Here is a 17,701-nt window from a genome sequence, read left to right as displayed (position 1 = left end):
CCCCGACGTTACCCGCTGGGCCGGGCCGAAGTCCCGGCTCCGGAAGGGTTCGATGCCGATCCCCCACCATGCGTTTGATTCCTATGATTCCTACGACTGATCCGCACATCCGGTTAAACGGGGCTCCGCACGAGCGGTTTGCCGCCACCATCCGACCGATTTGATGCGCTTTACCCGGTCGGCCTATACGACAAATACCCCCAGCCTGTGGATAACCCTCGGCGCCCGGCGGACGGGCACGGCATGCTGGCAGGCGTCGGTGGAACGTGACCGGTTCCACCGACGACGAGATGTTCGGGACGCTTTCCACGGATACGGGGGCCACACATGCATCCGGTGATGAAACCCGCGCTGCGGCGCGGCTGGCGTGATCGCGAGACCGTGCAGTTCGGGATGACCCCGGCGCACGCACTGACACTGGGACCGATGGACCCGGCCACGCGCGGCTTCCTGGATCTGCTCAACGGCACGCGCGGGCTGCCGCTGCTCCGCGAGGAGGGCCGCCGCCTGCAGCTCCCGGACGCCCATGTCGACACCCTGCTGGGACAGCTGACCCGCGCAGGCCTCGTCGACGACGCCCGCGGCGGCGGACCGGCCGCCGACGCGCTGCGCGCGAAGACGGACGTCCTGCAGCGGCTGCGCCCCGACCTCGCCGCGCTGTCCCTGACCACGGCCGAGCCCGGCGGCGCGCTCGCCCGGCTCGCCGCCCGCCGCGCACTGCGCGTCCAGGTGCGGGGCGCGGGCCGCGTCGGCGCCATGCTGGCATCGGCGCTGTCGGGCACCGGAGTCGGCGAGGTCGACGTGCGCGACGAGGGACGCGTGGAGCCTTGGGACGTGGCACCGGGCGGGCTGCCCGCCGAGTCGCTCGGCGAGCGCCGGGACACGGCGGCGCGGGCCGCCGTGCGCCGGGCAGCACCCGACCGCCCACCCCGTCGCGCCCACTCCCCCGGATCCGGCGCCCAGGACCCCGGGTTCTCCCTGGTGGTCCTCACCCCCCGGGACGAAGTCGCGGTGCACGCACCGGACCCGGCCGACGCCGAGCCGCTCATGGCCTCCGGAACGCCCCACCTGTACGCCGGTGTCGTCGAGGGCACCGGCGTCGTCGGACCGCTCGTCCTGCCCGGCGCGTCGGGCTGCGCCGGCTGTCTGCACCTCGACCGCGGCGACCGGGATCCGGCCTGGCCGCGGCTGACCGCCCAGTGGCGGTGTGCCAGGGCCCGCCGGGTCGGGGCCTGCGATCTGACGCTCGCCACGGCGGTCGCCGGACTGGCCGCGGCGCACGCGCTGGCCTTCCTCGACGGGGAGTCGCCGTCCGGCACGGGCACCCGCTGGGAGGTGACCACCCCCGGCCTGAACTGGCATGCCCGGCCGGTCCGGCCGCATCCGGCATGCGGGTGCGGCGCTGCGGACAGACCTAAAGAGGAGCACTCCTCAACCGGCGGCGAAGTACGCGCGACAATGGCGGTGCAACGGCCGTCGACGGAGCGACGACGCAAGTCAGGCGCGGCGCGGCCGACTGGGACTTGGAGGGCTCATGTCTGATCTTCCCCGGAAGGCGGTCACCCGTACCGCCAAGCTCGCCGCGCTCCCGCTCGGCTTCGCCGGCCGGGCGACCTGGGGGCTGGGCAAGCGGATCGTGGGCGAGTCCGCGGAGATCGTCGGCCGGGAACTGCAACAGCGCACGGCGGAGCAGCTGTTCAAGGTGCTGGGCGAGCTGAAGGGCGGTGCGATGAAGTTCGGGCAGGCCCTGTCCGTCTTCGAGTCCGCACTGCCCGAGGAGATCGCCGGGCCCTACCGCGCCGCGCTGACCAAGCTCCAGGAGGCGGCGCCGCCGATGCCGACCCGCACGGTGCACGCGGTGCTCGCGGAGCGGCTCGGTCCGGACTGGCGTGAGCTGTTCGAGGAGTTCGAGGACAAGCCGGCCGCGGCGGCCTCGATCGGGCAGGTGCACCGGGCCGTGTGGCACGACGGCCGCGAGGTGGCGGTCAAGGTGCAGTACCCGGGCGCCGGCGAGGCCCTGCTCTCCGACCTCGGCCAACTGAGCCGTTTCGCTCGCCTCCTGGGCCCGCTGATTCCCGGCATGGACATCAAGCCGCTCATCGCGGAGCTGAAGGACCGCGTCTCCGAGGAGCTGGACTACGAACTGGAGGCGCAGGCCCAGACCGTCCACGCGGAGGAGTTCGCGGACGACCCGGACGTGGTGGTCCCGGCGGTGGTACACCAGTGCGATCAGGTCCTGGTGACCGAGTGGATCGACGGCATCCCGCTGTCGGAGGTGATCTCGGACGGCACCCCGGAGCAGCGCGACCGCGCCGGGCAGCTCCTGGCCCGGTTCCTCTTCTCGGGCCCGGCCCGCACCGGCCTGCTGCACGCCGACCCGCATCCCGGCAACTTCCGGCTGCTGCCCGGCGGCCCGGCCGGCGAGGACGACTGGCGCCTGGGCGTCCTGGACTTCGGCACGGTCGACCGGCTGCCCGGCGGTCTGCCGACACCGATCGGCATCTCGCTCCGGATGACGCTGGACGGCGAGGCCGAGCCGGTCTACGAACTCCTCTGCGAGGAAGGATTCGTGAAGGAGTCCATAGAGCTGGACCCCGACGCGGTCCTCGACTACCTGCTGCCGATCATCGAACCGGCCCGGATCGAGGCGTTCACCTTCAACCGCACCTGGATGCGCAACCAGGCCGCCCGCATCGCCGACCCCCGCTCCCCCGCCTATCAGCTGGGCAAGCGGCTCAACCTGCCGCCCGCCTATCTGCTGATCCACCGGGTGACCCTGAGCACCATCGGCGTCCTGTGCCAACTGGGAGCGACGGTACGGCTCCGCGAGGAGCTGGAGGACTGGCTGCCCGGGTTCGTCCCCGACATGCCCGAGGACGAACTGGCGGACGACGAACTGCCCGAGGAGGAGCCTGCGGCGGAGGCGTGATCGGGGGTGCCTCCGATCGGGTGACCGGCGTTTCTTGAAAGTGGGGCGGGAGGGGAGGGGGAGGGGGCGGGGGGAGGGGCCCCCAAGAAGCGGCTCACCACCAGGACGAGTCCAGCCGCCCCTCGATCGCCCTCAGGTTCTCCCTGGAGCAGGTGTCGCAGAAGTACTGGCGGACGCCGTTCTCCACGGAGCAGGTCCAGGTGGCCGGCTGGGGGCCTTCGGCGGGGGTTCCGCAGCGGGCGCACACGAGCACGCGGCGCTCCGGGGTGGAGCCGCCCTGATCACTTCGTCCGGGAAGACTCGTCACCTGGCGACGATAACTCCGCAGGCGGCGGAACGCCGTACAACGCACCGCGGGGACCGGTCCGTTCAGCCGGACCGGCCCCCGCTCAAGAAGGCTTCGCCTCCCGGGCCGGGAGGCCACCGCTTCTGCAGGTGTGATCGTTACTGCATGACCGCCATGGCGAGCGCGCGCCGGGCGCGCAGCGAGGCGCGCTCGGCCCGGCGCTGCATCCGCTGGGCGACCGCCAGGCGCACGGCCCGGCGTTCCCGCGCGGCGCCATGGAGTCGCTCGTGCATATGCGCACGAGCCAGGGCTTCTTGCATGAGTTGCATCTCTCGGGTCCTGTTCTGGCGCGCTTCGGTCGCGCCGGTGGTGGTGACGTCTGGAGTCGCGGAGCCTGCGGGCTCGCTGGTGGACGGCTTCATCGGGGCCTGCTTCTGGGGGTCGTGCGTGAGGGGACGGTCGATCGTTCCTGCGGTGTTCATGCCGTGACCGGGTTCTTCCGCGGGCGACCACGCGGCCGCTTCCGGGCGACGACGACACCCTGGACGAACAGCTCGCCACCCCAGACGCCCCAGGGCTCACGCCGCTCCTTGGCGCCGGCGAGGCAGGCCTCGATCAGCGGGCAGGTGCGGCAGAGGGACTTGGCGTACTCGACGTCGGCCGGCGACTCGGCGAAGAAGACCTCCGGGTCGTAGGAGCGGCAGGGGACGGGTACGCCGAGGTTCTCGATGGCGTCGTCGAGCGCGGTGAGCGCGGTGAGGGGGGTCAAGGTGGAGTCCTCCGTGAGGCCGGGCGGGGGGATCGTTTGCGAAGGCGGTACGGACGGGGCGTGCGCTTCGAGTTGCACGGTTGGTCTTCCTCGTCTGGTCGGTCCGGCCGGTTGACCGGGTGTCGGCTTGGTACCGGGTTCTTTTCTTGTCCCGAGGCCCCTTCGCTCCGTCGTCCCCGTTCGGGGAAAACAGAAGGGCCGCGGATCCCGGATGGGGTTCCGCGGCCCTGAAGGCGCCGGCCTGATCGGATCAGGCTGGATCACTCCAGGGTTCTGGCCCACGGAAGGCCCACATCAGGTGGTGCTGCGTCGTCTGCTTCCGGAATCCGGCACCGGCCGCCGCAAAGGCATAGGCCTGCGCCTGTGCCGCTACCGCTTCCAGTGCCTTGGTCGGTCGCTCATTGCGCTCACGGACGGGGAGGCCCGTGACAGCGAGGGAGGACGCCGGACGGTCGGCACGAATGCCGGACAGACCGGTGCCCTGGTGGGAGGCGCCGAGCATGCACAGGGAGACGGTCGAGCGATCGGTCAGTTTGGCCGTGCTGATGGTGCTGGTGTTGATGCTGATCACTGGACTCGCCTCCTCTCGGCGTCTCAAGGGACTGGGGTGAACCAGTCCGTTCGGATATGCAAGTACATCACGGAGCAGGGCCCTTCGAGAAGGCCGCTGCTTCCGTGCCTAGAACCTATGGGGATCGCTGGGCATGCGCAAACTATTTTTTCGACGAGTTCGTGTCAGTCGCCCTCGTCGCCTTCCCCGACCTCGTGGCCTGCGCAGATGGCCAGAACGTCGGTTCCGTAGCTGCGCAGCTTGCGGCTGAGGACACCGGGGATGCGGGAGAGTTCGGCGGAACTCTCGGGCCGCGCCTCGGCGATGGCCATCAGAGTGCGGTCGGTGAAGACGCAGAAGTCCGGCTGTCCGCTGCGCTGGGCCTGGACCGCCCGCCACTCCCGCAGCCGTGCGTAGAGCCCTTCGTCCATGTCCGAGGGGCAGTCCTCACAGCGCATCAGCTTCATCTCGCCGGCGTCGGTGAGCGTGCGGCCGCAGACCCGGCAGCGGGCGGGGGTGCGCTGGGTTCGCCGGGGAGCGGCGAGGGTGCCGGTGCTGGTCCCGCGCTCGATGCCTCCGGCGACGGCGGTGCCGGCGTGGCCGACGGTGGGGGTGGTGCCGGGGCGCAGACCGTCGAGGAAGTGGCTGGGTCTGCGGTTGGGGCGGGTGCCGGGTGAGCGGGACAGCGCCCAGGAGAGGTGGAGCCGTTCCCGCGCCCGGGTGACGCCGACATAGAGCAGCCGGCGTTCCTCCTCGATCTGCTCGTCGGTCCTGGCGTAGGTGATGGGCAGCATGCCCTCGGTGATGCCGACCAGGAAGACGACGTCCCACTCCAGGCCCTTGGCGGCGTGCAGGGAGGCGAGGGTGACGCCCTGGACGGTCGGGGCGTGCTGGGCGTTCGCCCGCTCGTCGAGTTCCGCCACGAAGTCGCCGAGGGTGGCGCCGGGTCTGGCGGCGGCGAGGTCGTGGGCGAGGCCGACGAGGGCGGCGAGTGACTCCCAGCGTTCTCTGACGGCGCCGGAGCCGGCCGGGGGCTCGGTGGTCCAGCCTTCTCCGGACAGGACGGCACGCACCTGGGAGGGCAGGTCCACGGCGTCGTCCAGCAGGGAGTCGTTGCCGCCGAAGCGGGCCGCGCCGCGCAGGGCGATGCCGGCCTTGCGCACCTCGGGCCGGTCGAAGAAGCGCTCCGCGCCGCGCAGCTGGTAGGGGACGCCGGCGTCGGCGAGGGCCTGCTCGTAGGTCTCGGACTGGGCGTTCGTACGGAACAGCACGGCGATCTCGGCGGCCGGGACGCCCGCGTCGATCAGCTCGCGGATGCGGCGGGCGGCGCCTTCGGCCTCGGCCGGTTCGTCCGTGTATTCGGTGTAGACGGGCTCGGGGCCGGGGGCCCGCTGGGAGACCAGTTCCAGCCGGTGGTCGGCGGCGCGGCCGCGGGCCTGGGCGAGCAGGCCGTTGGCGAGGTGAACGACTTGGGGGGTGGAGCGGTAGTCACGGACGAGTTTGACGACGGTGGCGCCGGGGTGCCGGGTGCGGAAGTCGAGGAGGTGGTCGGGCGTTGCTCCGGTGAACGAGTAGATCGTCTGGCTGGCGTCACCGACGACGCACAGGTTGTCGCGGTCGCCGAGCCAGAGTTCCAGCAGCCGTTGCTGCAGGGGGCTGACGTCCTGGTACTCGTCGACGACGAAGTGCTGGTACTGCGCGCGGACCTGTTCGGCGATGTCGTGCCGGTCCTGGAGGACGGCGACGGTCAGCAGCAGGACGTCCTCGAAGTCGATCACGGCGCGGTCGCGCTTGAGGTCTTCGTAGGCCGCGTAGAGGTGGGCGATCTCGGTGGGGTCGCGCGGGGCCTCGCGGCCGGCCTTCGCGGCCGCGTACGGGTAGTCGGCGGGGATGGTCTGGGTGACCTTGGACCATTCGATCTCGGCGGTGACGTCCCGCAGCTCGCCCCGGTCGAGCCGGGTGCCCAGGCGTGCGGCCGCGTCGGCGACGAGCTGGATCTTGCGGTCGACGAGCCGGGGCATGCCGCCACCGATCGCTTTCGGCCAGAAGTACTGGAGCTGGCGCAGCGCCGCGGAGTGGAAGGTGCGAGCCTGGACGCCGTGGGCGCCGAGCTGGCGCAGCCGGCCGCGCATCTCTCCGGCGGCGCGGTTGGTGAAGGTGACGGCGAGCACGCTGGGGGGCTGGAGGATGCCGGCGCGTACGCCGTAGGCGATGCGGTGGGTGATCGCCCGGGTCTTGCCCGTGCCCGCTCCGGCCAGGACGCACACCGGGCCGTGCAGGGCGGTGGCCACCGCGCGCTGCTCGGGGTCGAGCCCTTCGAGCACCGCGTCGGCAGAGTCCGGTGCCTGCGGGAAGAGGGGGGAGTGCGTTGCTGCTGTCACACCGCCATGCTGCCAGGTCGCCCGGGACCGCCGTGCCGGTTGTCCACAGGCGGGCACAGATAGTCGTATGAATGCGGCAGGCGTCACAGCCGCTTGTGGATACCCCGGGCGGGAATGGCGGGCGGCTCGCGTACGTTCTTCCCCCCGGACGATTTTCCGAGCTGCCTGAGGAGCGCGAGAGACATGCAGGGCACTGTGACGATGTACAGCACGACTTGGTGCGGCTACTGCCGGCGGCTGAAGAGCCAGCTGGACCGGGAGGGCATCGCCTACACCGAGATCAACATCGAGCAGGACCCGGAGTCCGCCGCTTTCGTGGAGAAGGCGAATGGCGGAAACCAGACGGTCCCGACCGTGCTCTTCGCGGACGGCAGCACGCTGACGAACCCGTCGCTCGCCCAGGTGAAGCAGAAGCTCGCCGCCTGACGCGCCGCGGGTTTCCGCGGTGACCGCGCGGCAGGGCGGCCCCTGAGATCGTCAGGGGCCGCCCTGCTGTGTCTCAGACGAAGCTGCGTGTCGGCAGCGGCTTGCCGTACCACATCTCGATCAGGCGGGCCGCGATGGAGATGCCGTAGGGCGGCAGCACCTCGCCGGACTCGAAGGCGTCGTGCAGTTCCTCGCGGGAGAACCAGCGGGCCTCGTGGATCTCGTCGCCGTCGACGTCGATCTCCGTCGAGGTGGCACGGGCCATGAAGCCGAGCATCAGGCTGGACGGGAAGGGCCAGGGCTGGCTGGCGACGTACTCCACGGAGCCGACGGTGACGCCGACCTCCTCCGACACCTCGCGGCGCACCGCCTGCTCGATGGACTCGCCGGGTTCGACGAAGCCGGCGAGCGTGGAGAAGCGGCCCTCGGGCCAGTGGACCTGGCGGCCGAGCAGGATGCGGTCGTCCGCGTCGGTCACGGCCATGATCACGGCCGGGTCGGTGCGCGGGTAGTGCTCGGCGCCGCAGGCCGGGCAGCGGCGGATGTGACCGGCGGCGGCGATGACCGTGCGTTCGCCGCAGCGGGAGCAGAAGCGGTGGGTGCGCTGCCAGTTCTCCAGGCCGACCGCGTGCACCATCAGCCCGGTGTCGCGCGGCGAGAGCAGCAGGCCGGCCTCCCGCAGCCCGGCGGGGCGGGCGGACTGGTCGATACGGCCGGGCAGCGCGTCCTTCTGGAGTGCGAAGTAGCTGACGCCGTCCTCGTCGATGCCGAGGAAGTAGCGGTGCGCCTCGGTGAGCGGGGCCTCGAAGGAGGGGGTCATGACGAGTTCGGTGCGGCCGTCCGGGGCCTCGTCGATGAGCACCTGGCCGCCGGAGACCACGAAGCAGCGGGTCGTGGGGTGGCTCCATGCCGCAGCCAGCCAGGCCTCGTCGAGCCGGTGGTGGGCGGCGCGGTCGATGCCGCTCGGGGCGGTCAGCGTGATGGGTCGATCGGCTGTGTCGTCGGTCCAGGTGGTCACGGGTGCTTCCAACTCCCCCAGTGCAGCGGTTCGTTCGGCGGGCGGTTCGGCGGGACGTGGGCGGGAGGGCACCGGGCCGGGCGCGGGTGGGACGGGCGGGACGGTCCTTCCAGTGTGCCCCGCGCGCGTTGCCCTCCCGTACGGCACCGGCCGGTCAGGGCGTGTGACGCCAGTGCTCGGCCAGGTCACCCCACAGGTAGGCGCTGGTCTCGACGCCTTTGAGGAGGAGGTCCAGCTCGACCTTTTCGTTCGGGGCGTGCCAGCCGTCGGAGGGGACGGAGATGCCCAGGAAGAGCACGGGTGCGCCGAGGACCTCCTGGAGGTCGGCGGCGGGTCCGGAGCCGCCCTCGCGGGTGAAGCGGACCGACTTCTCGAAGGCGCGGCCCATGGCGCGGACCACGGACTGCAGTGCGGGGTGGTCGAGGGGTGTCAGGCACGGGCGGGTGGCCGCGCCGAAGCCGATCTCGTACCGGATCCCGGCGGGCACCTGTGTCTCGGCCCAGGTGCGGACGGCCTTCTCGAGGTGGTCGGGGTCCTGGCCGGCGACCATCCGGAAGGACAGCTTCACCATGGCCGAGGAGGGGATGATCGTCTTGCTGCCGGGGCCCTGGTAGCCGCCGCCGATGCCGTTGACCTCGGCGGTCGGGCGGGCCCAGATGCGTTCGAGGGTGCTGTATCCGGCCTCGCCGTGGGTGGCGCGGGACTTGGCGGTGTCCAGCCAGCGCTGCTCGTCGAAGGGCAGCTCGGCGAAGAGTTCGCGCTCGCGGTCGGTCAGCTCCACGATGCCGTCGTAGAAGCCGGGGATCGCCACGCGCGCGTGCTCGTCGTGCAGGGCGGCGACCAGGCGGGCGGCGGCGGTGGCCGGGTTGGGTACGGCGCCGCCGAAGGAGCCGGAGTGGATGTCCTGGTCGGGGCCGTACAGCCGGATCTCGCACTCGGCGAGGCCGCGCATGCCGGTGCAGACGGTCGGGGTGTCCTCGGACCACATGCCGGTGTCGGAGACGATCACGGCGTCGGCGGCGAGCCGTCCCGCGTGCTCCTCGACCAGGGCCCGGAAGTGCGGGGAGCCGGACTCCTCCTCGCCCTCGATCAGCAGCTTCAGGTTGACCGCGGGGGCGGTGCGGCCGGTGGCGGCGAGGTGGGCGCGGACGCCGAGTGTGTGGAAGAACACCTGGCCCTTGTCGTCGGCCGCCCCGCGCGCGTAGAGCCGGTTTCCGCGGACGACCGGCTCGAAGGGGTCGCTGTCCCAGCCGTCCTCGCGGGCGGCGGGCTGCACGTCGTGGTGGCCGTAGACGAGGACGGTGGGTGCCTCGGGATCGCCGGAGGGCCACTCGGCGAAGACGGCCGGGGCGCCGGGGGTCTGCCAGACCTCGGCGGTCGGGAAGCCGGTCTCCTTGAGCTTGGCGGCGAGCCAGTCGGCGCTGCGCCGCACGTCGAGCGCGTGGTCGGGCTGGGCCGACACGGAGGGGATGCGCAGCCATGCCGCGAGGTCGTCGAGGAAGGCGGCGCGGTGCTGCTCGATGTACGCGCGGACGGCGCTGTCCGGGGTCTGGCTCATGCTCACGAGCCTATCGGCCCCCACCGACATCCTCGGCGGGCGGTTCGTCACACTCAGGTTGCCAGGTGCGCCGTTTCGGCGTCTTCCGTGAGGAGCCGTTCCAGGGCGGCCCGGTCCGGCAGGTCCCGCGGCCGTACGACCTCGCCGGTGCGCACGTACAGGAAGGCGGCCGTGACGGACTCCGGGGGCACGCCCTGCTGCTCGGCCCAGGCCAGCCGGTACACGGCGAGCTGGAGCGGGTCGGCGGTGCGGGTGCGGCTGGTCTTCCAGTCGACGATCTCGTACGTCGCCCCGTCGCCGTCGCCGTGTTTGTAGACCGCGTCGATGCGGCCCCGTACGACGCGGCCGGCGAGGGTGAGCTGGAAGGGCGCTTCGACGCGGTAGGGGGTGCGCCGGGCGTACTCGGTGCGTTCGAAGGCCTCCTTCAGGGCTTCCAGGTCCTGTTCGTCGGCGATCTCGGCGTCGCTGCCCGGCAGCTCGTCCGGTTCCAGCAGGGGCAGCGTCAGTTCCTCGAAGCGGGTTTCGACCCAGGCGTGGAACCGGGTGCCCCGGCGCGCGGCCGGTTGCGGAGGGCGTGGCATGGGGCGTGCGAGTTCCTGCGCGAGCCCGTCCGGGTCCTCGGCCAGGCGCAGCAGCTGGGAGGCGGTGAGCGTGGCGGGCAGCGGGACGTCGGTGACGGTCTGCCGGGCGCGCAGCAGTTCTCCACTGAGCGCGTCCAGGTCACGGTCCCAGGAGGCGATGGTGCGGGCCTCCTCGGGGGTGAGAGAGGTCTCGGGTGCGGGATCGGGGGTGCGCGGAGCGCGTGCGCCGGGCGCGGGCGCCTGGTGGGGAACGGCCGGCCGCCCGGCGCTCCAGGAGTGCCGGCTGTCGGGATCGTGCGCATCGGGGCCGCCGTCGTCGTACGGGAACTCGTCCCCGTACGGATCCTCGGGCATGTCCTCGTGCGGTTGCTCGCCGTACGGGTCCTGGTCGTACCCGTCCTCTTCGTCCGGGGGCGGGGGCCAGTCCGGGTCGTCGAGGGCGGCGGGGTCGTGGGCGGCCGGCGGGTGGGTGGTGTCCTGGGCGGCGAGGGCGTCCAGGTGGGCGAGGACGGTCTCGGCGGCCGCGCGGCGGCGGGCCAGGGCGGCGGCGTCCAGCGGGAGCGGCCACACCTGGTCGGCGCCGGCCGTGTGCAGGGCGGGATTCTCCGCGTCCTCGGCGGGTTCCTCGGCCCAGGCCTCGATCTCGCCGTGTCCGGCGGCGCAGTGGTCGTGGAGGGCCTGGAGGAAGTCGGAGGGGCCGCGTGGCTTCTTCTGGCTGGGCCCCCACCAGTGGCCGGAGCCGAGCAGCAGCGAGCGGGGGCGGGTGAAGGTGACGTAGCCGAGGCGGAGCTCCTCGGTGTGCTGGTGGTCCTTCATGGCCTCGTGGAAGGCCTTCATGCCGCGCGCGTCCCAGCTGTCGACGTCGGGCAGGGTGTCGGTGTCGCCGCGCAGGGCGTGCGGCACCACCTTGGCCTGCGCGGTCCATTTCTCGCGGCCCTGTGCGCTGGGGAAGGTGCCCTTGACCAGTCCGGGTACGGCCACGACGTCCCACTCCAGGCCCTTGGACTTGTGGGCGGTGAGCACCTTGACGGTGTTCTCGCCGCCGGGCAGGGCGTTGTCGAGGCCCTTCTCGTACTGCGCGGCGGTGCGCAGGAAGCCGAGGAAGGCGAGCAGGGTGGCCTCGCCGTCGCTCGCCGCGAAGGACGCGGCGACGTCCAGGAAGTTGGACAGGGTCTCGCGGCGGCGGGCGGCCAGGGCGTGCGGGGACGCCGACAGCTCCACCTCCAGGCCGGTGACGGCGAGCACGCGGTGCAGGACGTCCATCAGCGGGTCGGACAGCGAGCGGCGCAGGTCGCGCAGTTCGGCGGCGAGGCGCGCGAAGCGCACGCGCGCGTCCGGCGAGAACGGCAGGCCGTCGTCGTCCGCCTCGGCGTCCATGGGTGCTTCGAGGAAGGTGTCGAGGGCGTCCGCGAGCGAGATCACCTCGGCCGGGTCGACCCCTTCGACGGCGGCGGCGAGCCGGCGGTCGGGGTCGTCGGTGTCGTCCACGCGTGCGTGGGCGACCAGCAGGCGGGCGCGGCGGCCCAGCAGGGCGAGGTCGCGGGGGCCGATGCGCCAGCGCGGGCCGGTCAGCAGGCGGACCAGGGCGGCGTTGGCGCCGGGGTCCTGCAGGACCTCGCAGACGGCGACGAGGTCGGCGACCTCGGGCAGGTGCAGCAGCCCGGACAGGCCGACCACCTCGACGGGGACGTCCCGTGCCACGAGGGCGCCCTGGATCTCGGCGAAGTCGGTCGCTGTGCGGCACAGTACGGCGATCTCTCCGGGGGCCGTGCCGGTGTGCACGAGGTGGGCGATCGAGTCGGCGATCCAGTCGATCTCCTCGGCGTGGGTGGGCAGCAGCGCGCAGCGGACCGTGCCGTCGTACTCGGCGCCGGGGGCCGGGCGCAGGGCCTCCACGCCCGCGTGCATGGCGCGCAGGGGTTCGGCGAGGCCGTTGGCGAGGTCGAGGAGGCGGCCGCCGCTGCGGCGGTTCTCGCTGAGAGCCTGCCGGGTGGCTCGGCGGCCGTCGGCGTGCGCGAAGTGCGCGGGGAAGTCGTCGAGGTTGGCGACGGAGGCGCCGCGCCAGCCGTAGATGGCCTGGCAGGGGTCGCCGACCGCGGTCACGGGATGTCCCGTACCGCCGCCGAACAGGCCGGCGAGCAGGACGCGTTGGGCGACGGAGGTGTCCTGGTACTCGTCCAGGAGCACCACGCGGAACTCCTCGCGCAGCAGCCGGCCCACCTCGGGGATGCGGGCGAGGCGGGCGGACAGGGCGATCTGGTCGCCGAAGTCGAGCAGGTCGCGTTCGCGTTTGGCCGTCCGGTAGCGGCGGACGAGGTCGGCGAGTTCACGGCGGGCGGCGGCCGTCTCGGGGACCTTGAGCAGATCGGCGTTGGTGAGTTTGGCGCTCTGGAGGGTGCGCAGCAGGTCGGCGTCCCAGGAGCGCAGTTCCTCGGGGTCGACGAGGTGTTCGGCGAGTTCGGAGTCGAGGGCGAGCAGGTCGCTGACGAGGTCGGCGAAGGAGCGGGTCAGCGCGGGGTAGGGGCCGGGGGCCTCGCGCAGCACGCGCGCGGCGAGCTGGTAGCGGGTGGCGTCGGCGAGCAGCCGGGAGGTGGGCTCCAGGCCGAGGCGCAGTCCGTGGTCGGTGAGGAGGCGGCCGGCGAAGGCGTGGTACGTCGAGATGACCGGCTCGCCGGGCGGGTTGTCCGGGTCGATGACGTCCGGGTCGGTGACGCCGGCCTTGATCAGGGCCTTGCGGACGCGTTCGGCCAGCTCGCCGGCGGCCTTGTTGGTGAAGGTCAGGCCGAGGACCTGTTCGGGGGCGACCTGGCCGGTGCCGACCAGCCAGACCACGCGGGCGGCCATCACGGTGGTCTTGCCCGACCCGGCTCCGGCCACGATCACCTGCGGGGCGGGCGGCGCGGTGATGCAGGCCGTCTGCTCCGGGGTGAACGGGATGCCGAGGAGCTCTTTGAGCTGCTCGGGGTCGGTGATGCGGGCGGGCATGTCGCAAAAGGCTAGCGGCGGGGACTGACAGTCGAGCCCGGGTCGGCCGTCCGGGGAGGAAGAAGCGCAGGTCAGCCCCTGTGGTGCCGTGCGTCACTCCGGTATCTCCCGGTGGACTCCGGCAGCTCCCGGTGGCTCACTCGACCACGTGCCGTCCCTCGGGGCGGGCGCTGCACGAGGCCCGGAACGCGCAGTGCGTGCAGTGCTGGCCGGTGTTCGGCGCGAACCTCTCGTCGAGGACCTTGCCGGCGGCGGTGGCCAGCAGCTCGCCGACCCACTCCCCCGACAGCGGCTCCTGGGTCTGCGTCCTGGGCAGGCTGTCGCCGCCGTCGCGTTTGGCGGCGCCCTGCCTGAGGTGCACCAGTTCGGCGCCGCCGGGTTCGGGACGTGTGCCGTCGAAGGCCTCGTCGACGGCGCCTTCCTGGACGGCGAGCTGGTAGACGGCGAGCTGGGGGTGGCGGGCCACCTCGGCGGCGCTGGGTGCCTGTTTGCCGGTCTTGAAGTCCACCACGTAGGCGCGGCCCTCGGCGTCCGTCTCCACACGGTCCATCTGGCCGCGGATGCGGACCTGGTAGTCGCCCGCTTCGAGGGTGACGTCGAAGTCCTGCTCGCTCGCGACCGGGGTGCGCCCGGTGCGGTCCAGCACGTGCCAGTTCAGGAAGCGTTCGAGCGCCACGCGCGCGTTGTCCTTCTCCTGCTGCGACTTCCAGGGCGCGTCGAAGGCGAGCGCGTTCCACACCGAGTCCAGGCGCTCCATGAGGACGTCGAGGTCGGCCGGGGTACGGCCGGAGGCGACCTCGTCGGCGAGGACATGGACGACGTTGCCGAAGCCCTGTGCGGTGGTGGCCGGGGCGTCGGCCTTCACCTCGCGGCCCAGGAACCACTGGAGCGCACAGGTGTTGGCGAGCTGGTCGAGGGCGCTGCCGGAGAGCACGACCGGCCGGTCGCGGTGGCGCAGCGGCACCTTGCTCTCCGTCGGCTCGTACATGCCCCACCAGCGGTAGGGGTGCGCGGAGGGCACCAGCGGGCGGCCGTCCTCGTCGGCGAGAGCGGCGAGCCGGGCCAGGCGGCGGGCGGCGGCCTCGCGCAGGGCGGCGGACGCGCGCGGGTCGACCGTGGTGGCGCGCAGCTCGGCGACGAGCGCGGCCACGGACAGCGGGCGGCGGGGGCGGCCGGTGACGTCCTTCGGCTCGACGCCGAGCTCGGTCAGGAAGCGGGACGGCTGGTCGCCGTCGTCGGCCGGTGCCTTCACCGCGGTGACGACGAGGCGTTCACGCGCGCGTGTGGCGGCCACGTAGAACAGCCTGCGCTCCTCGGCGAGCAGTGCGCCCGGGGTGAGCGGTTCGGCGAGTCCGTCGCGGCCGATGCGGTCGGCCTCCAGGAGGGAGCCGCGTCGGCGGAGGTCGGGCCACAGGCCCTCCTGGACACCGGCGACGACGACCAGCCGCCACTGCAGGCCCTTGGCGCGGTGCGCGGTCATCAGCCGGACGGCGTCGGGGCGTACCGCGCGGCGCGCGAGCGTGTCGGCGGCGATGTCCTCGGCCTCGATCTCCTCCAGGAAGTTCAGCGTGCCACGGCCTCCGGTGCGCTCCTCCGCGCGCGCGGCGGTGGCGAACAGCGCGCACACGGCATCCAGGTCCCGGTCGGCGTTGCGGCCGGCCGCGCCGCCGCGCCGGGCGGCCCGTTCCAGACGCGTCGGCCATGGCGTGCCCTCCCACAGGTCCCACAGCGCCTCCTCGGCCGTACCGCCGCCCGCGAGGCGCTCGCGGGCTTTGCGCAGCAGCGCGCCGAGGCGCTGGGCCCCGCGCGCGTACGCCGGGTCGTGCACGGCCAGGCGCTCGGGTTCGGCGAGCGCCTGGGCGAGCAGTACGTCGGAGGGGGGCGGCAGCGGGTTGCCGGCCGCCCGCTCCTCCTCGCGCAGGGCGCGGCCGAGGCGGCGCAGGTCGGCCGGGTCCATACCGGCGAGAGGGGAGGCGAGCAGGGTGAGCGCGGTCTCGGTGTCGAGCCAGGAGAGGTCCGGGGCCGGCTCTGCGGTCTCTTCGGGGGCGGCGTCCTCGGGAGCGGCGTCCGCGTCGGCCTCTTCGCAGGCGGTTCCCTCGGGTTCGTCAGCAGGGGAGAACGCGCTCGCGTTCTCCTCGTGGCGCCGGGCCTCCGCCGTGGCCACCGCGCGCAGGGCCGTCAGCAGCGGGGCCACCGCCGGCTCGTGGCGCAGGGGCAGGTCGTCGCCGTCGATGTCCAGCGGAACACCGGCCGCGGTGAGGGCGCGGCGGAGGGTCGGCAGGGTGCGGGAGCCGGCCCGGACCAGGACGGCCATGTCGCTCCAGGCGATGCCGTCCTCCAGATGTGCGCGGCGCAGGATGTCCGCGATGTTGTCCAGTTCTGTACCGGCCGTCGGGTACGTGTAGGCCTCGACGCGGCCCCCGTCCCGTACGGCGGCCGGCTCGCGGTGGGCGCGGACCTTGTCGGCGGGCAGCCGGGGCAGCGGCATGCGCTGGGTGATCAGCCGGGTGGCGGCCAGCAGGGCGGCACCGGAACGACGGGAGGTGCGCAGCACCTCGACGGGGGCGGGGCGGCCGTCCGCGCGCGGGAAGGCCGCCGGGAAGTCGAGGATGCCGTTCACGTCGGCACCCCGGAAGGCGTAGATCGACTGGTCGGGGTCACCGAAGGCGACCAGGGTCCGTCCGCCGCCGGCCAGCGCGTGCAGGAGCCGTACCTGGGCGGGGTCGGTGTCCTGGTACTCGTCGACGTACACGGCGTCGTACTGGGCGGCGAGCCGTGCGGCGGTCTCCGGGCGGCGGGCGAGCAGGACCGCGCGGTGGACCAGTTCCGCGTAGTCGATCACGCCCTGCATGTCGAGCACGTCCAGGTACTCGGCGAGGAACGCGGCGGCGGCGCGCCAGTCGGGGCGGCCGATACGGCGGGCGAAGGCGTCCAGTGCGCCGGGGCCGAGGCCCAGCTCGCGACTGCGGGCGAGGACCGCGCGGACCTCGTCGGCGAAGCCCCGTGTGGTCAGGCAGGCGCGCAGCTCGTCGGGCCAGCGCACATGCGCCAGTCCGAGCCGCTGCAGTTCCGGCTGCCCGGCGAGCAGCTCGCGGACGGTGACGTCCTGTTCCGGGCCGGAGAGCAGCCGCAGCGGCTCGGTGAACAGGCCGCTGTCCTGGTGGGCGCGCACGAGTGCGTAGCAGTACGAGTGGAACGTGGTCGCGCGGGGCGCGCGGGCGGCGCCGATGCGCAGGGCCATGCGGTCGCGCAGGTCGACGGCGGCCTTGCGGCTGAACGTCAGCACCAGGATGCGCTCGGGGTCGGCGCCGCGGGCGATCCGCGCGGCCACGGACTCGACGAGGGTGGTGGTCTTGCCGGTGCCGGGTCCGGCGAGGACGAGCAGGGGTCCGCCGTGGTGGTCAACCACGGCGCGCTGTGCCGCGTCCAGACGAGGGGGGTCCATGGCGGCCGGCGGGGTACGGACCAGTCGGTAAGCGCCACGGCCCCCCTGCCGCACCGGGGGGTGCGGCAGGCGCCTGGTGGAGGAGGAGCTCACGTGATCGGCCGGTCCTGGTGTTCGTGCTGGTGGGCGGGCGGTCATGCGCGCGAGGCGGTGACCGCGGAGTGAGGGGGACGCGTGCAGCCGACACTACGCCGCCGCACCGGACGGAAGCAGGGCTTCCGCTTCTTCCCTCGCGGCGCTCATGCCACGCGCGTCCCACAACCCACGAACGTACGTCATGCCACGGACGTCCCCCATATCACCCGTACGGGCTACAGGCTCTCCCCGAGGGCATCGAATGGCGGAAGCTGTCAGGTGTGACCCACCGCGCCCGTCCCGCCGTCCCATCGGGCCCGCCGCATGTCGATCCGCGGCAGATGCCCCTCGGCACTCCTGGCCGCCTCCTTCAGCGGCGTGCCCTCCGCGCGGTAGTGAGCGAGCGCGCGCAGTTCGTGGCCGGGCAGCAGCACCCCGTCGGCACGTACCACCCGCCACCACGGGACGGCGCCTCCGTAGAGCGACATCACCCGGCCGACCTGACGCGGTCCGCCTTCCTCGAGCCACTCGGCGACATCGCCGTACGTCATGACCCGCCCCGGCGGGATCCGCTCGGCGACCTCGAGGACCCGCTCGGCGTACTCCGGCAACGCGTGCGCGTACTCCTCGCGGGTGTCCTCGGCAGGGCTCTGCTCGCTCATTCGACCCATCCTGCCGCACCCCACCGACATCGCGGC

13 protein-coding genes are annotated in these 17,701 nt (G+C 73.0%); 3 read left to right on the top strand and 10 right to left on the bottom strand.

The features are described 5' to 3' along the window. Nucleotides 1-327: 327 nt before the first annotated feature. Both ACZ418_RS07545 and ACZ418_RS07540 read left to right on the top strand, forming a co-directional pair. A complete protein-coding gene (locus ACZ418_RS07545) occupies nt 328-1,542 on the top strand; it encodes a TOMM precursor leader peptide-binding protein (RefSeq protein WP_468358334.1) in 1,215 nt (404 codons plus the stop codon). Further along, on the top strand, nt 1,535-2,929 hold the full coding sequence (locus tag ACZ418_RS07540; protein WP_468358331.1) for an ABC1 kinase family protein: 1,395 nt from the start codon (nt 1,535-1,537) through the stop codon (nt 2,927-2,929). Before ACZ418_RS07545 ends, ACZ418_RS07540 begins: the two co-directional genes overlap by 8 nt. 94 nt (nt 2,930-3,023) lie before the next feature. Here the strand turns inward: ACZ418_RS07540 and ACZ418_RS07535 are convergent, their stop codons facing one another. The 5 genes from ACZ418_RS07535 to ACZ418_RS07515 form a co-directional block, all read right to left on the bottom strand. Continuing rightward, on the bottom strand, nt 3,024-3,236 hold the full coding sequence (locus tag ACZ418_RS07535) for a hypothetical protein (RefSeq protein ID WP_468358328.1): 213 nt from the start codon (nt 3,234-3,236) through the stop codon (nt 3,024-3,026). A 137-nt stretch (nt 3,237-3,373) separates the two neighbouring features. Next, nucleotides 3,374-3,697 carry a hypothetical protein gene (locus ACZ418_RS07530; protein ID WP_468358325.1) on the bottom strand — a complete coding sequence of 108 codons (324 nt, stop codon included), beginning with the start codon at nt 3,695-3,697 and terminating at the stop codon, nt 3,374-3,376. Further along, nucleotides 3,694-4,062, bottom strand: a complete 369-nt coding sequence (locus tag ACZ418_RS07525; RefSeq protein ID WP_023546912.1) for a WhiB family transcriptional regulator — start codon at nt 4,060-4,062, stop codon at nt 3,694-3,696. The genes ACZ418_RS07530 and ACZ418_RS07525 overlap by 4 nt, the downstream gene beginning before the upstream one ends. A gap of 172 nt (nt 4,063-4,234) precedes the next feature. After that, on the bottom strand, nt 4,235-4,555 hold the full coding sequence (locus ACZ418_RS07520) for a hypothetical protein (RefSeq protein WP_468358322.1): 321 nt from the start codon (nt 4,553-4,555) through the stop codon (nt 4,235-4,237). Between the two features lie 164 nt (nt 4,556-4,719). Next, complete coding sequence (locus ACZ418_RS07515) at nt 4,720-6,915, bottom strand: ATP-dependent DNA helicase UvrD2 (RefSeq protein WP_468358319.1); 2,196 nt, start codon at nt 6,913-6,915, stop codon at nt 4,720-4,722. A gap of 183 nt (nt 6,916-7,098) precedes the next feature. Between ACZ418_RS07515 and ACZ418_RS07510 the strand changes: the two genes are divergently transcribed. After that, nucleotides 7,099-7,341, top strand: coding sequence for a mycoredoxin (locus ACZ418_RS07510; RefSeq protein ID WP_030649619.1), 243 nt, complete (start codon nt 7,099-7,101; stop codon nt 7,339-7,341). Nucleotides 7,342-7,414: 73 nt separating this feature from the next. Here the strand turns inward: ACZ418_RS07510 and nudC are convergent, their stop codons facing one another. From nudC to ACZ418_RS07485, 5 genes are all read right to left on the bottom strand, one after another. Beyond that, nucleotides 7,415-8,359 carry an NAD(+) diphosphatase gene (gene nudC / locus ACZ418_RS07505; RefSeq protein ID WP_468358316.1) on the bottom strand — a complete coding sequence of 315 codons (945 nt, stop codon included), beginning with the start codon at nt 8,357-8,359 and terminating at the stop codon, nt 7,415-7,417. Nucleotides 8,360-8,513: 154 nt separating this feature from the next. Continuing rightward, the gene (locus tag ACZ418_RS07500; RefSeq protein WP_468358313.1) at nt 8,514-9,917 is read right to left on the bottom strand and encodes a dipeptidase; all 1,404 of its coding nucleotides are present in this window, start codon (nt 9,915-9,917) and stop codon (nt 8,514-8,516) included. A gap of 53 nt (nt 9,918-9,970) precedes the next feature. Then, nucleotides 9,971-13,483 (bottom strand): ATP-dependent helicase, encoded by a 3,513-nt coding sequence (locus tag ACZ418_RS07495; protein WP_468358310.1) that lies wholly within the window; start codon nt 13,481-13,483, stop codon nt 9,971-9,973. A gap of 136 nt (nt 13,484-13,619) precedes the next feature. Then, the gene (locus ACZ418_RS07490; RefSeq protein ID WP_468358307.1) at nt 13,620-17,066 is read right to left on the bottom strand and encodes an ATP-dependent helicase; all 3,447 of its coding nucleotides are present in this window, start codon (nt 17,064-17,066) and stop codon (nt 13,620-13,622) included. A 212-nt stretch (nt 17,067-17,278) separates the two neighbouring features. Continuing rightward, on the bottom strand, nt 17,279-17,665 hold the full coding sequence (locus ACZ418_RS07485; protein WP_468358304.1) for an MGMT family protein: 387 nt from the start codon (nt 17,663-17,665) through the stop codon (nt 17,279-17,281). Nucleotides 17,666-17,701: the final 36 nt, after the last annotated feature.

Source organism: Streptomyces sp. NPDC030820, from assembly GCF_055572075.1.
This window is presented reverse-complemented; position numbering and strand designations above follow the sequence as displayed.

What these genes read in the sequence shown, in the direction of transcription:
- ACZ418_RS07485 (WP_468358304.1), bottom strand. Translation starts at nt 17,665, where the DNA reads ATGAGCGAGCAGAGCCCTGCCGAGGACACCCGCGAGGAGTACGCGCAC.
- ACZ418_RS07490 (WP_468358307.1), bottom strand. Translation starts at nt 17,066, where the DNA reads ATGACCGCCCGCCCACCAGCACGAACACCAGGACCGGCCGATCACGTG.
- ACZ418_RS07510 (WP_030649619.1), top strand. Translation starts at nt 7,099, where the DNA reads ATGCAGGGCACTGTGACGATGTACAGCACGACTTGGTGCGGCTACTGC.
- ACZ418_RS07540 (WP_468358331.1), top strand. Translation starts at nt 1,535, where the DNA reads ATGTCTGATCTTCCCCGGAAGGCGGTCACCCGTACCGCCAAGCTCGCC.
- ACZ418_RS07500 (WP_468358313.1), bottom strand. Translation starts at nt 9,917, where the DNA reads ATGAGCCAGACCCCGGACAGCGCCGTCCGCGCGTACATCGAGCAGCAC.
- ACZ418_RS07495 (WP_468358310.1), bottom strand. Translation starts at nt 13,483, where the DNA reads ATGCCCGCCCGCATCACCGACCCCGAGCAGCTCAAAGAGCTCCTCGGC.
- ACZ418_RS07545 (WP_468358334.1), top strand. Translation starts at nt 328, where the DNA reads ATGCATCCGGTGATGAAACCCGCGCTGCGGCGCGGCTGGCGTGATCGC.
- ACZ418_RS07530 (WP_468358325.1), bottom strand. Translation starts at nt 3,697, where the DNA reads ATGAACACCGCAGGAACGATCGACCGTCCCCTCACGCACGACCCCCAG.